This window comes from Amycolatopsis rubida (assembly GCF_900115345.1).
In the GTDB taxonomy this organism is placed as follows: Bacteria; Actinomycetota; Actinomycetes; order Mycobacteriales; family Pseudonocardiaceae; genus Amycolatopsis; species Amycolatopsis rubida.
Map to the genome: position 1 here is coordinate 1,422,962 of NZ_FOWC01000001.1, position 18,626 is coordinate 1,441,587.

20 protein-coding genes are annotated in these 18,626 nt (G+C 68.6%); 9 read left to right on the forward strand and 11 right to left on the reverse strand.

What is annotated here, in order from left to right; translation table 11 throughout:
• Positions 1–121: 121 nt before the first annotated feature.
• Positions 122–1,039 (forward strand): SDR family oxidoreductase, encoded by a 918-nt coding sequence (locus BM362_RS07015; RefSeq protein ID WP_067577106.1) that lies wholly within the window; start codon positions 122–124, stop codon positions 1,037–1,039.
• Positions 1,040–1,052: 13 nt separating this feature from the next.
• Here BM362_RS07015 and BM362_RS07020 read toward each other — a convergent pair whose 3' ends face one another.
• Both BM362_RS07020 and leuA read right to left on the reverse strand, forming a co-directional pair.
• Entirely contained in the window at positions 1,053–2,021 is a 969-nt protein-coding gene (locus tag BM362_RS07020; RefSeq protein ID WP_067577104.1) for a helix-turn-helix transcriptional regulator, read from the reverse strand.
• 10 nt (positions 2,022–2,031) lie between these two features.
• The gene (gene leuA, locus BM362_RS07025; protein WP_067577102.1) at positions 2,032–3,816 is read right to left on the reverse strand and encodes a 2-isopropylmalate synthase; all 1,785 of its coding nucleotides are present in this window, start codon (positions 3,814–3,816) and stop codon (positions 2,032–2,034) included.
• Positions 3,817–4,060: 244 nt separating this feature from the next.
• Between leuA and BM362_RS07030 the strand changes: the two genes are divergently transcribed.
• Complete coding sequence (locus tag BM362_RS07030; protein WP_067577100.1) at positions 4,061–4,438, forward strand: hypothetical protein; 378 nt, start codon at positions 4,061–4,063, stop codon at positions 4,436–4,438.
• Between the two features lie 219 nt (positions 4,439–4,657).
• Here BM362_RS07030 and BM362_RS07035 read toward each other — a convergent pair whose 3' ends face one another.
• From BM362_RS07035 to BM362_RS07045, 3 genes are all read right to left on the reverse strand, one after another.
• A complete protein-coding gene (locus tag BM362_RS07035) occupies positions 4,658–5,284 on the reverse strand; it encodes a hypothetical protein (RefSeq protein ID WP_143132389.1) in 627 nt (208 codons plus the stop codon).
• A 73-nt stretch (positions 5,285–5,357) separates the two neighbouring features.
• Positions 5,358–5,789, reverse strand: coding sequence for a hypothetical protein (locus BM362_RS07040; protein WP_208865109.1), 432 nt, complete (start codon positions 5,787–5,789; stop codon positions 5,358–5,360).
• Positions 5,790–6,131: 342 nt separating this feature from the next.
• Positions 6,132–6,722, reverse strand: a complete 591-nt coding sequence (locus BM362_RS07045) for a nitroreductase family protein (protein WP_093572503.1) — start codon at positions 6,720–6,722, stop codon at positions 6,132–6,134.
• A gap of 236 nt (positions 6,723–6,958) precedes the next feature.
• On the opposite strand from BM362_RS07045, the gene BM362_RS07050 reads away from it, so the two are divergent.
• Both BM362_RS07050 and BM362_RS07055 read left to right on the forward strand, forming a co-directional pair.
• A complete protein-coding gene (locus BM362_RS07050; RefSeq protein ID WP_067577093.1) occupies positions 6,959–8,224 on the forward strand; it encodes an aspartate kinase in 1,266 nt (421 codons plus the stop codon).
• A complete protein-coding gene (locus tag BM362_RS07055; RefSeq protein WP_093572504.1) occupies positions 8,224–9,264 on the forward strand; it encodes an aspartate-semialdehyde dehydrogenase in 1,041 nt (346 codons plus the stop codon). The genes BM362_RS07050 and BM362_RS07055 overlap by 1 nt, the downstream gene beginning before the upstream one ends.
• A gap of 48 nt (positions 9,265–9,312) precedes the next feature.
• On the opposite strand, the gene BM362_RS07060 is transcribed toward BM362_RS07055, so the two are convergent.
• The 4 genes from BM362_RS07060 to BM362_RS07070 form a co-directional block, all read right to left on the reverse strand.
• Entirely contained in the window at positions 9,313–9,807 is a 495-nt protein-coding gene (locus BM362_RS07060) for a hypothetical protein (RefSeq protein ID WP_143132390.1), read from the reverse strand.
• Between the two features lie 4 nt (positions 9,808–9,811).
• Positions 9,812–10,267, reverse strand: a complete 456-nt coding sequence (locus BM362_RS07065; RefSeq protein WP_093572506.1) for a hypothetical protein — start codon at positions 10,265–10,267, stop codon at positions 9,812–9,814.
• 324 nt (positions 10,268–10,591) lie between these two features.
• Positions 10,592–10,714, reverse strand: coding sequence for a hypothetical protein (locus BM362_RS49875; RefSeq protein ID WP_280142714.1), 123 nt, complete (start codon positions 10,712–10,714; stop codon positions 10,592–10,594).
• A 229-nt stretch (positions 10,715–10,943) separates the two neighbouring features.
• Positions 10,944–11,381, reverse strand: coding sequence for a hypothetical protein (locus BM362_RS07070; RefSeq protein WP_093572507.1), 438 nt, complete (start codon positions 11,379–11,381; stop codon positions 10,944–10,946).
• A gap of 680 nt (positions 11,382–12,061) precedes the next feature.
• On the opposite strand from BM362_RS07070, the gene BM362_RS07075 reads away from it, so the two are divergent.
• Both BM362_RS07075 and BM362_RS07080 read left to right on the forward strand, forming a co-directional pair.
• Positions 12,062–13,252, forward strand: a complete 1,191-nt coding sequence (locus BM362_RS07075; RefSeq protein ID WP_093572508.1) for an RtcB family protein — start codon at positions 12,062–12,064, stop codon at positions 13,250–13,252.
• A 57-nt stretch (positions 13,253–13,309) separates the two neighbouring features.
• A complete protein-coding gene (locus tag BM362_RS07080) occupies positions 13,310–13,687 on the forward strand; it encodes a hypothetical protein (protein WP_093572509.1) in 378 nt (125 codons plus the stop codon).
• Between the two features lie 115 nt (positions 13,688–13,802).
• Here BM362_RS07080 and BM362_RS07085 read toward each other — a convergent pair whose 3' ends face one another.
• Positions 13,803–14,951 (reverse strand): MFS transporter, encoded by a 1,149-nt coding sequence (locus BM362_RS07085; RefSeq protein ID WP_093572768.1) that lies wholly within the window; start codon positions 14,949–14,951, stop codon positions 13,803–13,805.
• A gap of 673 nt (positions 14,952–15,624) precedes the next feature.
• Between BM362_RS07085 and BM362_RS07090 the strand changes: the two genes are divergently transcribed.
• A complete protein-coding gene (locus tag BM362_RS07090) occupies positions 15,625–16,182 on the forward strand; it encodes a hypothetical protein (protein WP_093572510.1) in 558 nt (185 codons plus the stop codon).
• Between the two features lie 112 nt (positions 16,183–16,294).
• Here the strand turns inward: BM362_RS07090 and BM362_RS07095 are convergent, their stop codons facing one another.
• Complete coding sequence (locus tag BM362_RS07095; protein WP_067577078.1) at positions 16,295–17,347, reverse strand: alpha/beta hydrolase; 1,053 nt, start codon at positions 17,345–17,347, stop codon at positions 16,295–16,297.
• Between the two features lie 129 nt (positions 17,348–17,476).
• On the opposite strand from BM362_RS07095, the gene BM362_RS07100 reads away from it, so the two are divergent.
• Both BM362_RS07100 and BM362_RS07105 read left to right on the forward strand, forming a co-directional pair.
• A complete protein-coding gene (locus tag BM362_RS07100) occupies positions 17,477–18,049 on the forward strand; it encodes an NADPH-dependent FMN reductase (RefSeq protein WP_208865110.1) in 573 nt (190 codons plus the stop codon).
• Positions 18,050–18,183: 134 nt separating this feature from the next.
• A complete protein-coding gene (locus BM362_RS07105; RefSeq protein WP_093572511.1) occupies positions 18,184–18,606 on the forward strand; it encodes an organic hydroperoxide resistance protein in 423 nt (140 codons plus the stop codon).
• Positions 18,607–18,626 lie beyond the last annotated feature (20 nt).

The window sequence follows — 18,626 nt, forward strand, 5'->3', positions numbered from 1 at the left end:
TCCCCATCACCGGCTCTTCACAGCAAGGCACAGCCGGGACACAGATTCCTGGAACCCGGACAGCGGATGTCAGGTTTCGCCCGCACGATGGTGGTCCACCGAGAGAAAAGGGGCGAACGGGATGAGCGGGGAACTGGCGGGCAAGGTCGCGCTCGTGGCGGGCGGCACGCGCGGGGCGAGCCGGGCGATCGCGGTCGAGCTGGGCCGGGCCGGGGCGTACGTGTACGTCACCGGCCGCACGACGCGGGCCGGACGGTCCGAAGTGGACCGTCCGGAGACCATTGAGGACACTCTGGAGCGGATTGAAGCCGTGGGCGGCAAGGGAATGGCGCTGCGGGTCGACCACCTGGTCAGCGACGAGGTCGCCGCGCTCGCCAAGCGCATCGACGCCGAGCACGGCGGCCTCGACATCCTGGTCGACGGCATCTGGGGCGGCGACCGCTACCTGGAGTGGGGCAAACCGGTCTGGGAGCATTCGCTGGAGGCCAGCCTGCGGATGCTGCGGCTGTCCCTCGACGCGCACCTGATCACCAGCCACCATCTGTTCCCGCTGGTGATCCGCCGTCCGGGCGGGCTGGTGATCGAACTGACCGACGGCACCGCCGAGTACAACCAGAAGTACCGCGAAGGCACGTCGCTGCCGTACTACCTGGCCAAGGCGGCGATCAACGTACTGGCGGTCGGCGAGGCGGCCGAACTGAAATCGCACGATTGCACCGCGATCGCGTTCACCCCGGGTTGGCTGCGTTCGGAAGCGATGCTGGAGATTTTCGAGGTCACCGAGGAAAACTGGCGCGACGCGACCGTCCGCGAGCCGCATTTCGTGATCTCGGAATCGCCGGTCTTCTCCGGCCGCACGGTCGTCGCGCTCGCCGCCGACGCGGACCGGCACCGCTGGACCGGCCAGACCGTTTCCAGCGGACAGCTGGCGAAGGTCTACGAGATCGACGACGTGGACGGCAGCCGTCCGGACGCGTGGCGGTACATCGAGCAGGTCCAGGAACCCGGAAAGCCCGCCGACGCCAGCGGCTACCGCTGATGCCGACGTTCCTTCACCGACGGTTGCGGTCGGCCAGCGTTTGACCGAATTCCGCGACCGCGGCGCGGATCTCCGGCGGGGTCAGCACCTCGACGCCGGGGCCGAGGGAAACCAGCTGTCCGACGGCGACTTCCTTGCCCTCCATGGCGAACTCGGCCTCGGCCCACCCATCGGCGTCCCTCGGACCGAGCGACACCAGCACCTCGTTCACCTGCTCCGGCCCGAAAACCCGCCGCAACGCAGCCGCCGCGGACCGGTCGAGCCGAGCCGTCACCTTCAACGGCAGCGGCATCTTCTCGAACTCCGCCGACGACGCGCGCCACCAATCAGCGAGCGAGAATTCTTCCGGCCGGGCAAAGGTTTTCCCGGTTTCGGCGACCGCCGCCAACCGGGAAACGCGATACGTCCGCAAGTCGGCGTCGACGCGCGCCACCAGGTACCAAACTCCGGCTTTGAGCACGAGACCCAGCGGATCGAGCGTCCGCCGGGCGACCTTGTCGCGCCGCCGATACCGCACGTCGAGCTGCCGCTGGGTCCACACCGCCTTGGCGACCGCGGGCAGCGCGGCCGCGTCATCCGGCGAACTGAACCAGGCCGACGCGTCGAGGTGAAAGCGCCCGGCGACCGTCCGGGCCTGTTCCTGCAACTGCGCGGGCATGCTCGCGGAGACTTTCGCGTGCGCCGCGGCCACCGCGGTGCCGAGGCCGAGCCCGGCGAGTGCGTCCGGCACGTCGAGGGCCAGCAGCGCGACGGCCTCACGCGAGGTGAGGCCGTCGAGCCGCGAACGCCAGCCGTCGACGAGCCGGATGCCGCCACCGCGCCCAGGTTCACTCCAGAGCGGCACGCCGGCTTCGCGCAACGCGGCGAGATCGCGCCGCAGCGTCCGCTCGGTCACGCCCAGTTCGCCTGCCAGCTCCCCGACGGTGCCCGAGCGTTTGCGGTGCAGCGTGAACAGAAGTGCGACCAGGCGCTCTGCTCGCATCAGGCTCGGGTCAGCGGTTGGCCCGGTTGACCGCGCTTACCACGGCACGCAGCGAAGCGGTGACGATCGACGGGTCGACGCCGATGCCCCAGAACACGCGGTCGGAGATCGCGCATTCGATGTAGGACGCGGCGCGCGAGTCGTCGCCGGGGCTCAGCGTGTGCTCGCTGTAGTCCAGGAGCCGCAGGTCGTAGCCCACAGTGGACAGTGCGTCGAAGAACGCGGCGATCGGCCCGTTGCCGCGGCCGGTGATCTCGTGCTCGTCGCCCTCGACCTTCACCGTGGCCTCGAGGTCGTACTCGCCGCCGCCGTTGTCGGTGACCCGCTGCTTGATCAGCTCCAGCGGAGTCTTCGACTCCAGGTACTCAGTCGAGAACGCGCGCCACATGGTGGCCGGGTCGACCTCGCCGCCCTCGGTGTCGGTGTAGGCCTGGATGACCTTCGAGAACTCCATCTGCAGCCGGCGCGGCAGGTCCAGCTGGTGCTCGGCCTTCATGATGTAGGCGACGCCGCCCTTGCCGGACTGCGAGTTCACCCGGATCACGGCCTCGTACGTGCGGCCGACGTCCTTCGGGTCGATCGGCAGGTACGGGACCTCCCACGGGTGCTCGTCGACCGGGACGCCCTTCTTGTCGGCGGCGTCCTTCATCGCGTCGAGGCCCTTGTTGATCGCGTCCTGGTGGCTGCCGGAGAAGGCGGTGAACACCAGGTCGCCGCCCCACGGGGAGCGTTCCGGGACCGGCAGCTGGTTGCAGTACTCGACGGTCCGCTTGATCTCGTCCATGTCGGAGAAGTCGATCTGCGGGTCGATGCCCTGGCTGTAGAGGTTCATGCCCAGCGCGACCAGGTCGACGTTGCCGGTGCGCTCGCCGTTGCCGAACAGGCAGCCCTCGATCCGGTCCGCGCCCGCCTGGTAGCCCAGTTCGGCGGCGGCGATTCCCGTGCCGCGGTCGTTGTGCGGGTGCAGCGACAGGATCACCGAATCGCGGCGCTCCAGGTTGCGGCTCATCCACTCGATCGAGTCGGCGTAGACGTTCGGCGTCGCCATCTCGACGGTCGCGGGCAGGTTCAGGATCACCGGCTTCTCCGGCGTCGGCTGCCAGATCTCGGTGACCGCGTTGCACACCTCGAGCGCGTAGGACAGCTCGGTTCCGGTGTAGGACTCGGGCGAGTACTGGAAGCGGAAGTCGGTGTCCGGCTGCTTCGCCGCCAGCTCGACGACCATTTCGGCGGCCTGCGTCGCGATCTTCTTGATGCCCTCGCGCTCCTCGCGGAACACCACGCGGCGCTGCAGGATCGACGTCGAGTTGTAAATGTGGACGATCGCCCGGGGCGCGCCCTCAAGCGCCTGGAAAGTGCGCTCGATCAGCTCGGGGCGGCACTGGGTCAGCACCTGGATGTGCACGTCGTCGGGGATCGCGCCCTCGTCGATGATCTCGCGCACGAAGTCGAAGTCGGTCTGCGACGCGGCCGGGAAACCGACCTCGATCTCCTTGTAGCCCATGCGGACCAGCAGGTCGAAGAACTTGCGCTTGCGGGCCGGCGACATCGGGTCGATCAGGGCCTGGTTGCCGTCGCGCAGGTCGACCGCACACCACAGCGGCGCGCGCTCGATCCGCTTGTCCGGCCAGGTGCGGTCGGGTACGTCGATGTTCTCGACGACGTCGTACCAGGGGCGGTAACGGTGCACCGGCATGGACGTGCCGCGCTGCGGGTTCCACGAGGGCTGTCCGGCGGGCGCGGGACGAGAGGGCGTGCGCAGACGGGAGTTAGTGGTACGGGGGTCGGTGCTCATCGCGGGAAAATCTCCTGAAAGGTTCGGTGCGGACGACCGGCACCACAAAGCCCCGCGACGAGGAGCCGGTCAGATCAGGCCCCGTCGCGGCAGCGAAGCAGGAGTTCACGAGCCACGAGGTCACTGTAACCACCCGGCGCCGCGAAAGGAAAGCCGCCCGCCGCGATCGAACTGTTACGTCGGGTGGCTGATACCTGTTACTAGCGGGTAGCGGCCCGCGAAGCGACGTGTCAGACTGCCCGGCATGGGCGAGCACGCGGAACAAGCGCAGGAAACCGAGGCGAAGGCGCGACCCCAGCGCACCCCGGTGGACTGGCGGCGCACTCGTGAGCGCGGGGTGTCCTTCCTCGCGGCGCTGGTGCGCTGGGCCGGGTTGCTGTTCGCCGCGGTCCTGGTGCTGCACGTGATTTTCGTCATCGGCGAGGCCAACCAGGGCAACGGCATCGTCTCGTTCGTCCGCAGCTGGGCCGACGGGCTGTCGCTCGGCTTCAAGGACCTGTTCACGCCGAGCGACGCGAAGCTGCGCGTGCTGGTGAACTACGGCATCGCGGCGGTGTTCTGGCTGGTCGTGTCCGGGATCCTGGCGAAGATCATCCGGCGCGTCGGGGGCGCGGGCGGCTGAGCGATCTTTACGGCTGCCAGCCGATCACGTCCTCGTCGTAGCCGGTGTTCGGCCGACCGAGCTGCGGTCCGGCGGCTTGGTCGCCAAGCTTCAACGGTCAGGTCCGCCGCGCTGCTCGACGCAGGCGTCGGGATGGCGGATGGTTGGCTGACGGTGCTGGCCGGAGCGGCTCCTCGGCGTAGAGCCCAGGAATCCTCACGATGAGCGCCTGAGCCGGGATCACGGCTGCCAGCCGATCGGATTTGCCTGGTAGTCCGTGCCCTTGGCCAGCCATGCGTAGCCGTCGTCGTACTTCGCGCCGGTCACCGTGGCGCCGGGGACGGCCAGTTCCATCGTGCAGGTGCCGTAGGTCGCGCCCTTGGCCGTGAAGTCGCCGGTGGCGTCGCTGTGGCACTTCGGCGAGTCCGCGGACAGGCCTATCCGTCCTTTGGAGCCGTCCTTGAGCAGGCCGCGGATACCGATCACCCGGGCGGCGGAGAAGTCGTCGCCGGTCTCGTTCGACACGGTGACCTGGACATAGAACGGCACCAGTCCGGGGAGGTCGTCGCCGAGGTTCAGCTGGGCCACTTCCGCCTCGGTGCCCCGGTCGATGCGGGTCGCCGTGATCCCGACCGCGCCGACGGGCGAGGAGCCGGTCGTGAACGGCACCACGGCCTTCTCGCCGATTTTGAGCTTCGTGCCCGGCTTGGTGTAGGCGATGTTCTTCCGCGCGGGTGCACTGGTCGAGGTCGGGGCTGGCACTGAAGTCGGAGCGGTACCGGGCGGTGGCACGTCGGCTGTGCTCGAACACGCGGAGAGCGCGAACGCCAACACCGCCACCAACGCGATCGGTCTTCTGCCAGACATCAGTTCTCCCCAGGGCGCGAAAAGGGGGCGCCAGTCCATGACTGACGCCCCCGCGACGATCTCGCGCCGAACCTTACTGCCAGGTCACGGCGTCCTTGCCGTAGTCAGTGTTGGGAGCCAGGTCCCGGTAGGTGCTAGCGCTGTAGCTAGCCCCCTTGACCTCCGCACCGGCCGGGGCCAGCGCCAGCACGCAGCTGTTGTACGAAGCGTCCTTCGTGGTGAAGGCCTTGCCGGAGTTCCCGCTGTCGCACTTCTCGAACTTGCCGATCACCGTCACATGCGGGCCCTTGGTGCCGTCCGCGAGCAGGCCGTTCATCAGGCCCAGCGAGCTGTACGAGAAGTCCGAGCCGGTTTCGTTCGTGACCTTGACCTGGATGTAGTACGGCGTCATGCCCTTGGCCCGGTCGCCGAGCTTCAGCGGGGCCAGGTCGGCCTCCACGCCCTTGTCGATGCCGGTCACCGTCACGCCGATCGCGCCGGTGTTCTTCTGTGACTTGAACGGCACCACGGCCTTCTCGCCGATCTTCAGCTTCGTGCCCTGCTTGGTGTACTCGGCAGAGGCGGCGTCGCCGGCGGGAGCGGCGGCCGAGGAGGACGGTGCGGCCGAGGACGGGGCGGCCGACGAAGCGGGGGGGAGTGGCGATCGGCTGGGCGGGGGTGTCCTCGGAAGAGCACCCGGACAGCGCGAACGCCATCGCCGTCGCGGAAACAGCCAGTGCAACCGGCATCGCTGTACGCATTTCGTCACTCCTTGAGAAGAATCCCACCGATTCAGTGGCCTGACCGGTTTGCTGTCTATCTGACCTCAACGGCGGGATGCCGGTTCCCCGGATTGCTCACGAAACGGTCACAGTGCCGGAGACCCCCAGTGGCCGCCGAAGGCGAACTCCGCGAGCGGCAGCCTGCGCCGCGGGGCCAGTTCCCGTTCGATCCGGCGCGGGTCGGCCAGTACGGAAGGGTCGGCGACGGATCCGACGGCGATCGCCACCCGGGCCGTCGCGTCCTCGGGAAGGCCGAATTCCTCGTGCACCCGCTCCGGCGAGAAGCCCGCCATCTGATGTGCGACCAAGCCGAGTTCGACCGCCTGGAGGACGAGGTTCTCGGTCGCCAAACCCAGTCCGTAGTCGGCGTAGGGCACCTCGCCCTTCTCATTCGTGGTGACCATCACGCCGATCAGCAACGCGCTCGCCCGGAACGCCCACGCCTGGTTCCCGGAGTTCAGCGTCGCGAGGATGCGGGGGAACACCGGATCGCCGCGGCGGCCGACGAGGTAGCGCGCCGGCTGGGTGTTGCCGAAAGACGGTGCCCACCGGGCGGCTTCGAGCAATGCGGTCAGCTGGGCAGTGGTGATCTCGGCGGTCTCGTCGTAGGCCCGCGGGCTCCAGCGCTCGGCGATGGCCGGCGCGACGGGGACGCTCGTCTCGGCTGGTTTGCGCATGCGGCGAACGTAGTACGGCCGGGGAGTGCTCTCCGTCACTCCGGAGGAAGGGCTTCGAGCTTTCCCCTGGCGTTAAGGAAAATTTACTTCCAAACCCTCCGGGCGGGCCGTGGCGGACCACTCGATGGGGTGGCGAGCGCCGTTCGCGCCGGTAGGCTCTTCTCCAAATGAAGGGTCGTGGGCGCTCCTCGGTGCCCTCCAAGGAGTACGCCCCGGCCCGTCAAGGAGGTTCGGGCGTGGCCCTCGTGGTCCAGAAGTACGGCGGATCGTCGCTGGAAAGTGCCGACCGGATCAAGCGCGTGGCTGAACGGATCGTCGCGACCAAGAAGGCGGGCAACGACGTGGTCGTCGTGTGCTCGGCGATGGGCGACACCACTGACGAGCTGCTCGATCTGGCGCAGCAAGTGAATCCGGCGCCGCCGGAGCGGGAAATGGACATGCTGCTCACCGCCGGTGAGCGCATTTCGAACTCATTGGTCGCGATGGCCATTTCCGCGCAGGGCGCGCAAGCCTGGTCGTTCACCGGTTCCCAAGCGGGCGTGGTCACCACTTCGGTGCACGGCAACGCGCGCATCATCGATGTCACTCCAAGCCGCGTCACCGAGGCGCTGGAGCAGGGTTACGTCGCGCTGGTGGCCGGTTTCCAAGGCGTGGCACAGGACACCAAGGACATCACGACGCTCGGCCGCGGCGGCTCCGACACCACCGCGGTGGCGCTCGCCGCCGCGCTGAACGCGGACGTCTGCGAGATCTATTCCGATGTGGACGGTGTGTATTCGGCCGACCCGCGGATCGTGCCGGACGCCAAAAAGCTCGACACCATCCCGTATGAGGAGATGCTGGAGCTCGCGGCGAGCGGATCGAAGATCCTGCACCTGCGTTCGGTCGAGTACGCGCGCCGCTACGGCGTGCCGATCCGAGTCCGTTCTTCCTACAGCGACAAGCCGGGCACCACGGTGGCCGGATCGATCGAGGAGATCCCCGTGGAACAAGCGCTGATCACCGGCGTGGCACACGACCGCTCGGAAGCGAAGATCACCGTGACCGGCGTACCGGACTTCGCCGGCGCCGCGGGCAAGATCTTCCGGGTCGTCGCCGACGCCGAGATCGACATCGACATGGTGCTGCAGAACGTGTCCAGCACGTCCTCGGGCCGCACCGACATCACCTTCACGCTGTCGAAGGCCAACGGGGCGAAGGCGGTCAAGGAACTTGAGAAGATCAAGGCGGAGATCGGCTTCGAGTCCGTGCTGTACGACGACCACGTCGGCAAGGTGTCGCTCGTCGGAGCCGGGATGCGCTCGCACCCGGGCGTCACCGCGACCTTCTGCGAGGCGCTGGCCAACGCGGGCGTGAACATCGAAATCATCAACACCTCGGAGATCCGCATTTCGGTGCTGATCCGCGACGCGCAGCTGGACGAGGCCGTGCGCGCGATCCACGAGGCGTTCGAACTGGGCGGCGACGAGGAAGCCGTTGTCTACGCGGGGAGTGGTCGCTGATGGCTCCGGGTCTTCGCGTCGGGGTGGTCGGGGCTACCGGCCAGGTCGGCGCAGTGATGCGCAAGCTGCTCGACGAGCGGAATTTCCCGGTCGAGCAGATCCGGTACTTCGCCTCGGCCCGCTCGGCGGGACGCACCTTGCCGTGGCGCGACGAAGAAATCACCGTCGAGGACACCGCGACCGCTGATCTGTCCGGGTTGGACATCGCGCTGTTCTCCGCGGGCGGTGCGACGTCTCGCGAGCAGGCGCCGCGGTTCGCCGAGGCGGGCGCGATCGTGGTCGACAACTCGTCGGCGTTCCGGCGCGACCCGGACGTGCCACTGATCGTCAGCGAGGTCAACCCGGAGGCGATCAAGGACGTGCGGAAGGGGATCATCGCGAACCCCAACTGCACCACCATGGCCGCGATGCCGGTCCTCAAGCCGCTGCACGACGAAGCCGGTCTGGTGCGGATCATCGCGAGCACCTACCAGGCGGTGTCCGGCAGTGGTCTGGCCGGCGTCGACGAACTGGCCGCACAGGCGAACGCCGTCGCCTCGCGCGCGGCCTCGCTCACGCACGACGGTTCGGCGGTCGAGTTCCCGGCCCCGGCCAAGTACGTCGCGCCGATCGCGTTCAACGTCCTGCCGATGGCTGGGTCCATTGTGGACGACGGAACGTTCGAGACGGACGAGGAACAGAAGCTGCGCAACGAAAGCCGGAAGATCCTGGGCGTCCCGGAGCTTCTGGTGTCCGGCACGTGCGTGCGGGTGCCGGTGTTCACCGGGCACTCGTTGTCGATCAATGTCGAATTCGAACGGCCGCTGTCGGTCGAGCGGGCGACCGAACTGCTGTCGCACGCGCCGGGTGTGCAGCTGGCGGACGTGCCGACGCCGCTGCAGGCCGCGGGGATCGACCCGAGCCTGGTCGGGCGTATCCGCACCGACCCGGGTGTCCCGGACGGGCGCGGCCTGGCGCTGTTCGTATCCGCCGACAACCTCCGCAAGGGGGCGGCGCTGAACACCGTCCAGATCGCCGAGCTGGTAGCGCGGAACCGCTGATCTCCGTGCTGAAACTGCCCGGTCCCTGGTTCAGGGGCCGGGCAGCTTTCACTTCTTCTTCTGCCGCGGCTTGATCGGTTTCAGTCCGAACGCGACCCGGACCTCCGGCTTCTGCAGCGGACGCAGCACAGCCTGCATCAGGAAACCCCAGAGAATCAGCCCGACCGGGGCGCCCGAGGATCCGGAACTCGTGGCCAGCGTCAGGATCGTGCCAAGCAGCAGCATCGCCACGAACCCGCACTCCAGCCAGACGAGTGCGAGCATGACCGCGCGCTGCCGCCTGCCCAGCAGGACGGCGCACACCACCAAAGCGATGATCAGTGCCGAGTTGATCGCCAGGATCGTCACCGGCAAGGCCACAGCGTTCGAGGTGCCGCCAAGCCCGAGCAGGTATCCGACGAACGCGGCGAGCGCCAGGTAGACGACCGCCTGCCCGCCGATGGCCAAACGCATCGACCGGATCGCTCGCCGCACCTCCTGCTCCGCGTTCGCGCCGGACGCGGGCATTGGCTGGTAAGGGCTGGACGGGAACACCTCGGACACCACCTCAGACTCGGGAACCGGGCCAGGAGACCACTGGCCGTCCGGGACCGGTCCCGGCTGCTTCGCGAGCCGGCAGGCCCGGTTCCGGCAGGTCCGGAACTCGTGGCTCGCTGTAGGACCACACCGGTCCGGACGCGCTCCGGCCGAGGTGGCGGAATTGCTCCACCGTCTCGGGACCGCGCTTGAGTTCGACGAGCGCCGCGTAGGCGCGGCTGTTCAGCGTGTCCGGTGCGTCCCGGCCCTCGCCGTCGAGCCACGGCAGCAGCCGCCACGCGTCCTTGGCTCCGGCGAAAGACGCTTCGAACGCCGCGGCAAGCGGCAGCCACGCCAGTTTCGGATGCTTCGCCGCGCCCTCCTCGGCGAATGTCCACATCAGATCGTGGGTGCCGAACCACTTGTCGCACCAGTACTGCAAGGCGCGCGCATGCGCGTGGAGGCGCAACGGGTCGCGCGCCAGCACACCGTTCCACGCCGCGCGAAACTCGGCGTGCCCCGTATTGCCTGCCCATCGCGATCATGCACGGCGTCGGGTCGTCGGGAGCGAGTTCAGCGGCGGTCTGGCTCGCTTCGTCGGCCTCGTCGAGCACGCTCTGGAATCCCGAGAATTGCTCCGCGGTGACGTACTTCGCCTGCCGTGCGCTGCGGATCTGCCACGCCGCGTTCGTGAGCGCGTCGCCGGGACGGGCCGCGCGCCAGGACTTCAGCGCCGTGTCGTCGTCGGCCGCGACCTCGCCGAGGAGACTCACGACCGAACTGCGCCGGTCCCAGTCCTGCCCGATCCCGGCTAGCAGGTCGGCTGCCAGTCGCCGGCGGCGTGCGCGATTTTGGCGTCCCGGACCGGCTTCGGCAGCAGCGGTTTTTCGGTGAGCCTGGCATCCGGAGGCAGGCCGAACCGTTCGACGTCCATCGGCGGGCCAGGTCGCTGCTGCCGAGCGTGCGCAGGTAGTCGGACGTGCTCAAGCCGCGCTTCTTGGCGTCTTTCGCGATCCCCTTCATCATCCGGCGGTATCGCGGAACGGTGTAGAGGTTGATCAGTCCCAGCAAAGGTCTGCCTCTCGCGAGTCGATCGCGGGATCCAGTTCGGTGGCATACGGTTCGGCCAGCACCGGCTTCGCTGGTCCGGACCAGGACAGTTCTCAATGCGCCGCACCGGCTTTGGCGATTTGCGCATGCAGCACAATGGACAGTCGACTGTGGACTTGCGCCCGGGCCTCCGGTGGAGCGGTGGGATCGGTGATGTCCTCAAGCCGACCGGCATCGAGCAGGTTCAGCAGGTCGTCGAGGCGGCGGCTGCGGAGAATCCGCAGTGCCTCGGCCTGATTCGACTCGCGCACCCCAATGTCGACCAGGCTGGCCCAGCCGAGCTTCTTCGAGGACGCTCCCTCCGTGAAGCCGGTCGCCAGTACCGCGTCGAGCAGCTCCGGTCCGTTGCGGCTTCCAGCAGCGCGATCCGATCGGAGATGGGCGGGTGGCTGTCGTACTTCGAGGCAGGCCGCGACGGCGGATTCTCCCGCAGGGAAGTCATTTCCTCCACACTGCTCGTCGGCGAGCAGCAGCTGGTAGCCCTCGGCCATCCGGTCCGGCAGATAACCGGAGGACCACGCGACTCTCGCATAGTCGTTCAGGAAGACCCACCAGGCCGTGTCGAGGACTTCGACCTCGCGCAGCGCGCAGCAGCCGACCGGACCCAGCCGAGCCGAGTCCGTTCACGACTTGCCCGATCGTCTGCCGTCCGCGGTCGCGCCGGCGGAGCGGGGTGGCGATTGCTGTAGTGGCCGAGTTCGTGCCCGAGCCGCATTCCGGCGAAAAGCTGACCTGCGGAACCAGGTAAATCTCGGCCGGCGGCCAGGTGCCGGCTTCCTGGGCGAGTTCGCGGACGGCCGCCCACAGTTCGGGCTGCTCCCCGGGCGTGCCGAGCACGCCGCCGATGTCGTCGTCGCGTGCTGCGCCGAGGTGAACGGATGACCGTGGAACGCGGCGACCTTAAACCAGCTCAGCGCGCAGGCGACGGCGAGCAGCAGCACCGGAAAACCGGCCAGCAACAAGACCGTGAGCGTCTCTCGCAACGAGTACCTCACGGAAAAACGGAATCCTCCCCAAGACCGGCACCCTGGGCGAACCGGTCGTTCGAGCCCGGTATCGACCGAAGCGCCGATTTCGTTTCACCGATGCCCGATATCCGGAAAACCTGTTGTCGCGAGCGACGGCGTGCCGGATGCTGAGCGGGCAAACTTCTTTCTGGGAAAGGAAAGTCATGTACACGGCAGTGGACGGCGCGCGGGTTCCGATCCGGATGTGGGCAGATCCCGCGTCGGTCGAAGACCAGGCGATGCGGCAGCTGCGCAACGTCGCCAACCTGCCTTGGGTGCACGGCGTCGCGGTGATGCCGGACGTCCACTACGGCAAGGGCGCCACGGTCGGCAGCGTCATCGCGATGCGCGACGCGGTCTCCCCGGCCGCGGTCGGCGTCGACATCGGCTGCGGGATGAGCGCGGTGCGGACCTCGCTCACCGCGAGCGACCTGCCCGACGACCTCGGCAAGCTGCGCAAGCGGATCGAATCGGCGGTGCCGGTCGGGTTCGGCCTGCACCAGACGCCGGTCAACACCGCGAAGGTGCACGGCGTCGGCGGCTGGGACACGTTCTGGAAGTCGTTCGGCGACCTGCACGAAGGCGTCCAGGACCTGCGCAAGCGGGCGCATCTGCAGATCGGCAGTCTCGGCGGCGGCAACCACTTCATCGAGGTCTGCCTCGAACAGGGCGGAGCCGGCGAGGGCCGCGTGTGGCTGATGCTGCATTCGGGTTCCCGCAACATCGGCAAGGAACTCGCCGAACGGCATATGGCGATCGCGCGGAAGCTGCCGCACAACCGGGACCTGCCGGATCCTGATCTGTCGGTGTTCGTCGCGGACACGCCGGAAATGCAGGCGTACCGGCGTGACCTGTTCTGGGCACAGGACTACGCGGCGCGGAACCGGGCGACAATGGTCGCGCTGGTGAAACTCGCGGTCGCCGAGGTAATCCCGGGAACGACGTTCGACGACGCGATATCGTGTCACCACAACTATGTCGCCGAGGAAACCTACGACGGCCTCGACCTGCTCGTCACCCGCAAGGGCGCGATCCGGGCCGGCTCCGGAGATCTCGGGATCATCCCCGGCAGCATGGGAACCGGCTCCTACATCGTGCGCGGACTCGGCAACACCGCGTCGTTCGAATCCGCGTCCCACGGCGCCGGACGGCGGATGTCGCGGACGAAGGCCCGCAAGACCTTCACCGCCGCCGACCTCGCCGCGCAGACCGCGGGCGTGGAATGCCGGAAGGACACCGGGGTCGTCGACGAGATCCCGGCCGCGTACAAGGACATCGAGACGGTGCTCAAGGCGCAGACCGACCTGGTCGAGGTGGTCGCTCACCTCAAGCAGGTCGTGTGCGTGAAGGGGTGAGGGGTTCCCGCGGGCGAATCGCGCTGGTTCGCCCGCGGAACCCGCTACCCTGAAGCGATGAGGAGCTGGGGGGTGGCTGTCGCCTTGGTGGCGGCCGGAACGTTGCTGGCCGGATGCGACCAGGTCGATTCGGCGGTCAACCAGACGAATTCAGCGGTGGACAAGGTCTCCACGTGCACCGAAGCGCTGGGCTTGGCCGACCTGAACCCGTTGGTGGACGGCGAAAAGCTCAAGGCCCGCGCGCAGGACAAGGAACGGCGGCTGCGCGAGCTGGCGGCCGATGTCAAGGAGGAGGACGTCAAGAACGCCCTGCTCGGCATGGCCGACTCGTACCTCCAGGTGCAGAAGGAACACCTTGAGGACGCCGGGGTGATCGCCCGGTGGACCAAACGGAACCTGGAAAAGCTCGACGGCCTGCGCAAAGCCTGCACCTGATCTTCGCCCGGCTCCCGCAGAGGCACGTGAGGGGAACCCTGCGGGAATCAGATGCCGTCAGGGTTCCCCTCACGTACTCCCACGGGATCGAGCCGTGTCCAGTCGTGGCATCAGCTCAGCGGCGAGCCCGGACAGCCGCCGCCAGCGAAGGGGCCCGCACCGAGCTGCGGCGCAGCGACCACACCAGCCCCAGCGCCGCCAGCGCCAGCCCGCCGAATCCGGCCGCCGCGAAACCCCACGCCGGGCTCGAATGGTCGATCGCGAAGCCGACCACCGGGCTCCCCGCGGCCAGCCCGAGCCGGGTCGACGCGTCTTGCAGGCCCATCGCCTCGCCGCGAACGGCGGGCGGCGCGAGTTCGCTGACCGCCTCCGTGGTGGCGGCGAGCGTCGGGGCGCAGACCAGGTTCGTCGGGATCAGCAGAAGCATCAGCAGCCACCATGGCTGCGTCGCCAGCCCGACCGGGATCACCAGTAGCGCCAGCAGCAGCATCAACAGCCCCTGCGGCAGCGACTTCCGGACCGCGCCGTGCACGATGCCGCCGATCATCGACGCCGCGCACATCACCGCGATGACCAGGCCGGTCCAGCCGACGTCACCGTGCGAGCGCAGCGCGGCCAGCGTCGCGACCTCCGTGCCGACCAGGCAGAACAGCGTTCCGGCGGCGATCAGCAGGGTCGCCAGCAGCCGTCCGGTCAGCCAGGACCGCAGCGGCGGCCGCGCGGTGCCCGCCGGGGCCAGTTCGTCCTCGTTTCGGATCGGCGGGTTGAGCAGGAAGATCAGCAGCGCGGTGACGCCGAAGATGCTGCCGATGCCGCTCAGCGTCAGCGTCGCCGACAGCGACGAGATCGCCGCGATCCCGGCCGCCGGGCCGATCATGAACGACGCCTCGACCAGGATCGTGTCCAGCGAGTACGCCGCGCGCCGCTGCCCGGCGGGCACCAGCGCGGCCAGGATCTGCCGCGCCAGCGAGCCCGCGGGCACCGACAGCACGCCGGCCGGCAGCGCGCACACCACCAGCGCGCCGTAGGAAAGATGCGGGGCCGCGAACCAGAACGCGGTGGATGACAACCCGCACACCGCGACCACCGGGCGCAGGCCGTACCGGTCGATGGTGCGCCCGATCATCGGCGCGCCGAGCGCCATGCCCAGCGTGACCGCCGCGCCGACGATGCCGGCCGCGCCGTAGCCGCGGCCGAGCCCGCTGACGACGTACAGCGTCAGCGTCACGCCGGTCATCGTCATGGGCACGCGTGCGAAGAACATCAGCGCCATCGACGGGCGGACCCCGGGGACGCTCAGGACGCGACGATACGGCTGAAAGGGCACGTACCCCATGAGAGCAAAAGCTGGTACGAGCGTGCAACTTCTTTTCGTCACACTCGCTGAGCGGTGACCCGGCACCCGTCCGGGTGTCGCGCAGGCGTTCGGCGGACCCGGAAAATGCGAGCGCGACCTGGGTGATAACTTCGTCGGCAACGCGAAAAGCATTCTCGCCGCCCATTCGTGAACGGTTTTTCATATTTCCGCGCCGACCGTGGAGTTTTCCGGTCGAAGCGGCGGAGATTCCCCGGGAAAAGGGGGAGGTGGACCCGAATGCGGGCGGCGGTGCGTGCGTGGGGGACCCCCACGGTCGGACGAGCGAGATCACGCCTCCCGACAGGGTGATGAAGGTAATCGATCACGAACTACGCCTGTGTGAGTGAGTGCTGCCGCCGTTCGGGCAATCCGGCTACTATGAGTCAGATTCAGGTCCGCGGCCCGTGATCGTCGGGGGACGCGCAAGCCGCCCACGTTAATCAATTGCGGGCCGGTTCCCGATTCTTGGATTCGGCACGTAAGGGTTAGAAAAACTCCCTATCCGGTGATCGGCTGGTGTTGGGCCGACACGGCGGGTATCGATTTACCCGGCAGGTCCCAGAGGCCAGGGAGGTAAAGAATGAAAGGCAAGATCGGGCGGATCATCGCTGTGGTCGCCGCGGGCAGTTTGCTGGCCGTCGGCACCTCGGGGATGGCCTCCGCGAGCCCGGCGGGCGGCAAGGGGTCCTCGGCTACCCAAGCCGTCGCCGCGCAGGTACTGCAGATGCGGGACGATCTGACCAAGGTGGCGTACGCGGGCGACGTCGCCAAGACGAGGGCGGATCTCACCCGGCTCAGCCCGGTGCTCGCCGACCTCGCGGCGGGCAAGCGCTACCAGGTCCAATCCGAAACCCAGCAGCTCTCGTCGGCGGCGAAGGTCCGCGCGGACGAGTCCAACCGGCTGCTGGCCGACCCGGCCGCGACGCCGCGGCAGATCCCGCCGCTGCCGATCCCGCCGCTGCCGGACCTGCCCGGACCGCTGAAGGCGGTGAGCGACCTGGTCAAGGGCCTGCTCGCCGCGGTCACCAGCCTGCTGGCCGGTCTGCTCGGCGGAGTGCCGGTGCCGCCGCTTCCGGTGCCGACGCCGCCGCTGCCGGCCCCGCCGGTGCCCGCCCCGGTGCCAGTGCCCGCGACCTGAACGGCCTGAGCGGGAGGGGAAAGGCCCGGAGCCTGGTGCGGTTCGCCGCGCCAGGCTCCGTTCCATGTCCGGACTCGTGAGTGCGCATGCCGGTTCTCACCGGCAACGCCACTCACGAGCGGTTGGCGAGCCCCACTCGCAGCGCACCGGCCATTTCCGCGATCGCCTCGCGGAACCGCGTCCCGACCCCGGCGAAGTTGAGGAAGCCGTGGATCAGGTCGGCCTGCCTGCTGACCGCCACCGAAACGCCCGCCGCCCGCAGTTTTTCCGCGTACGCCTCGCCTTCGTCGCGCAGCGGGTCGAAGCCCGCAGTGACGATGTAGGCAGGTGGGAGTCCACTGTGGTCAGACGCGAGCAGTGGCGACATCCGCGGGTCGGCCTTGTCGACGCCCTCAGGCGCGTAATGCCCCTCAAACCACACCATCGCCTCGTCGGTGAGGAAGAGGTCTTCGCCGAACAGTTCGCGAGACCGGCGTCGCGTGGTGAAGTCGACCGCCGGGTAGATCAACAGCTGGAACGCGGGTGCTGGGCCTCCGCGCCGCGTCGCCTCCAGTGCGACGACGGCGGACAGGTTGCCGCCCGCGCTGTCGCCGCCCACTGCGATCCGGTCCGGGTCCGCGCCGAGGTCGGCCGCTTTGGCGTGCGCGTAGTCGAACGCGGCCAGCGCGTCGTCCACCGGTCCGGGGAACGGGCTTTCCGGCGCGAGCCGGTACTCCACCGACAGCACCCGGACCCCGGCGTGCTTCGCGAGGTAGCGCGCGGCGTTGTCGTGCGTGGCCCGGCTGCCGATGACCCATCCGCCGCCGTGGAAGAACACCAGCAGCGGAGACGGTTCCGGCAGGCCCGCCGGGGTGTACAGGGTGGCGTCGAGGGACGCCTCACCGGAGGGGACGGCGACGTCGCGGGTCGTGACGGGCTCGATCCGCTTGCCGTTCACCAGGTGCTGACCCGCCTCCAGCAGGACGCGGGACTGTTCGACCGACCCGTTGACCAGCGCCGCGCCGGAGAGCTTCTGCAGCCGAAGCAGCAGCTGGGCGTCGAGGGCGAGTTCCTGGCCGTCCAGCCGCAGCGGCTTCCCGGCAATCAGCCTGCGCACCGGCCGGGGCAGCCAGAACACCAACTGCGCGGCGGCAGCCTGGGCGCGGATCTGCAGCGGAATGGCCATCGTTCCTCCTCGAACGCCGGATGAGCCGAGGTTACTTGCCAGTAGGTACGTTGGTCCAGTCGGTGTGTGACCCAGGCCTCCGTCCCAAAGTCTGGTCCTCCAGTTAAGTGGAGGGGTTAGCCTCGACCGGTGACTTCCGCGAAAACGGTCAAGGTGCTGGGCATAGGCGGCTCGCTGCGAGAGAGCTCGCAATCCGAGCGCGCGTTGCGCATCGCGCTCGCCGCCGCCGGGGAACGCGGCGTCGTGACCGAGCTGATCCCGGGCCCCGAGCTGGTCCTGCCGTTCTACGACACCGCGATTCCGGAGCGGGACGAACGCGCGCGGAAGCTCATCGAGGGCGTGCGCCGGGCCGACGGGCTCATCGTCGTCTCGCCCGGTTACCACGGCGGGCTGTCCGGGCTGGTCAAGAACGCCCTGGACTACATCGAAGACCTTCGCGAAGACACCCGCCCCTACCTCGACGGCCGCGCGGTGGGCCTCGCCGCCGTCGCATACGGCTGGCAGGCCGCGGTCACCACGCTCGAACAACTCCGCACGATCACGCACGCTCTGCGCGGCTGGTCCACTCCGTTGGGTGGTTCGATCAACTCCGCCGAGACGAAATTCGACGAGGGCGGCGGCGCGTCCGACGAGAAGAGCGTCCGCACGTTGCGGCTGATCGGAGAGCAGGTCGCGGAGCACGCGTTGCTTCGCGCTCACTGAGGTTTCGCCTCCTCGAATCCCGGTTATTCCCGGGGTGATGACTGCCATGCCGGGGCACGGTTCCGCGGATGCGGGGCGTTGAACTCATCAGAGACGCTGCCTCCGGAGGCGTCCCCGATGAGGAGGTAACACGCATGGCCGAGCCGATCTACACCGCCGTCGCGACCGCGCGAGGAGAAGGCCGCAACGGCGACGTGACGTCCTCGGACGGCGTGCTGGACGAGTCGCTGGCGATCCCCAAGGAGATGGGCGGTCCCGGCGGCGACAAAACCAACCCGGAGCAGCTGTTCGCCGCGGGGTACTCCGCGTGTTTCCTGAGCGCGTTGCAAGCCGTGGCCCGGCAGGCGAAGGTCCCGCTGCCCGCCGCGACGGTGACCGGTTCGGTCAGCGTGTTCAAGAAGGACGTCGGGTTCCAGCTCGGCGTGCGGCTCGACGTGTCGCTGCCCGGTTTGGCGAAGGCCGACGCCGACCAGCTGGTCGAGCAGGCGCACCAGGTCTGCCCGTACTCCAACGCGACCCGCGGCAACATCGAGGTGGAGCTGACCACCACTGTCTGACCAAGAGCGAGGAGGGACAC

Coding starts and splice junctions, on each gene's coding strand:
- BM362_RS07015 (WP_067577106.1), top strand. CDS start 122: ATGAGCGGGGAACTGGCGGGCAAGGTCGCGCTCGTGGCGGGCGGCACG.
- BM362_RS07020 (WP_067577104.1), bottom strand. CDS start 2,021: ATGCGAGCAGAGCGCCTGGTCGCACTTCTGTTCACGCTGCACCGCAAA.
- leuA (WP_067577102.1), bottom strand. CDS start 3,816: ATGAGCACCGACCCCCGTACCACTAACTCCCGTCTGCGCACGCCCTCT.
- BM362_RS07030 (WP_067577100.1), top strand. CDS start 4,061: ATGGGCGAGCACGCGGAACAAGCGCAGGAAACCGAGGCGAAGGCGCGA.
- BM362_RS07035 (WP_143132389.1), bottom strand. CDS start 5,284: ATGTCTGGCAGAAGACCGATCGCGTTGGTGGCGGTGTTGGCGTTCGCG.
- BM362_RS07045 (WP_093572503.1), bottom strand. CDS start 6,722: ATGCGCAAACCAGCCGAGACGAGCGTCCCCGTCGCGCCGGCCATCGCC.
- BM362_RS07055 (WP_093572504.1), top strand. CDS start 8,224: ATGGCTCCGGGTCTTCGCGTCGGGGTGGTCGGGGCTACCGGCCAGGTC.
- BM362_RS49875 (WP_280142714.1), bottom strand. CDS start 10,714: ATGGACGTCGAACGGTTCGGCCTGCCTCCGGATGCCAGGCTCACCGAA.
- BM362_RS07070 (WP_093572507.1), bottom strand. CDS start 11,381: ATGGCCGAGGGCTACCAGCTGCTGCTCGCCGACGAGCAGTGTGGAGGA.
- BM362_RS07075 (WP_093572508.1), top strand. CDS start 12,062: ATGTACACGGCAGTGGACGGCGCGCGGGTTCCGATCCGGATGTGGGCA.
- BM362_RS07080 (WP_093572509.1), top strand. CDS start 13,310: ATGAGGAGCTGGGGGGTGGCTGTCGCCTTGGTGGCGGCCGGAACGTTG.
- BM362_RS07085 (WP_093572768.1), bottom strand. CDS start 14,951: ATGTTCTTCGCACGCGTGCCCATGACGATGACCGGCGTGACGCTGACG.
- BM362_RS07090 (WP_093572510.1), top strand. CDS start 15,625: ATGAAAGGCAAGATCGGGCGGATCATCGCTGTGGTCGCCGCGGGCAGT.
- BM362_RS07095 (WP_067577078.1), bottom strand. CDS start 17,347: ATGGCCATTCCGCTGCAGATCCGCGCCCAGGCTGCCGCCGCGCAGTTG.
- BM362_RS07105 (WP_093572511.1), top strand. CDS start 18,184: ATGGCCGAGCCGATCTACACCGCCGTCGCGACCGCGCGAGGAGAAGGC.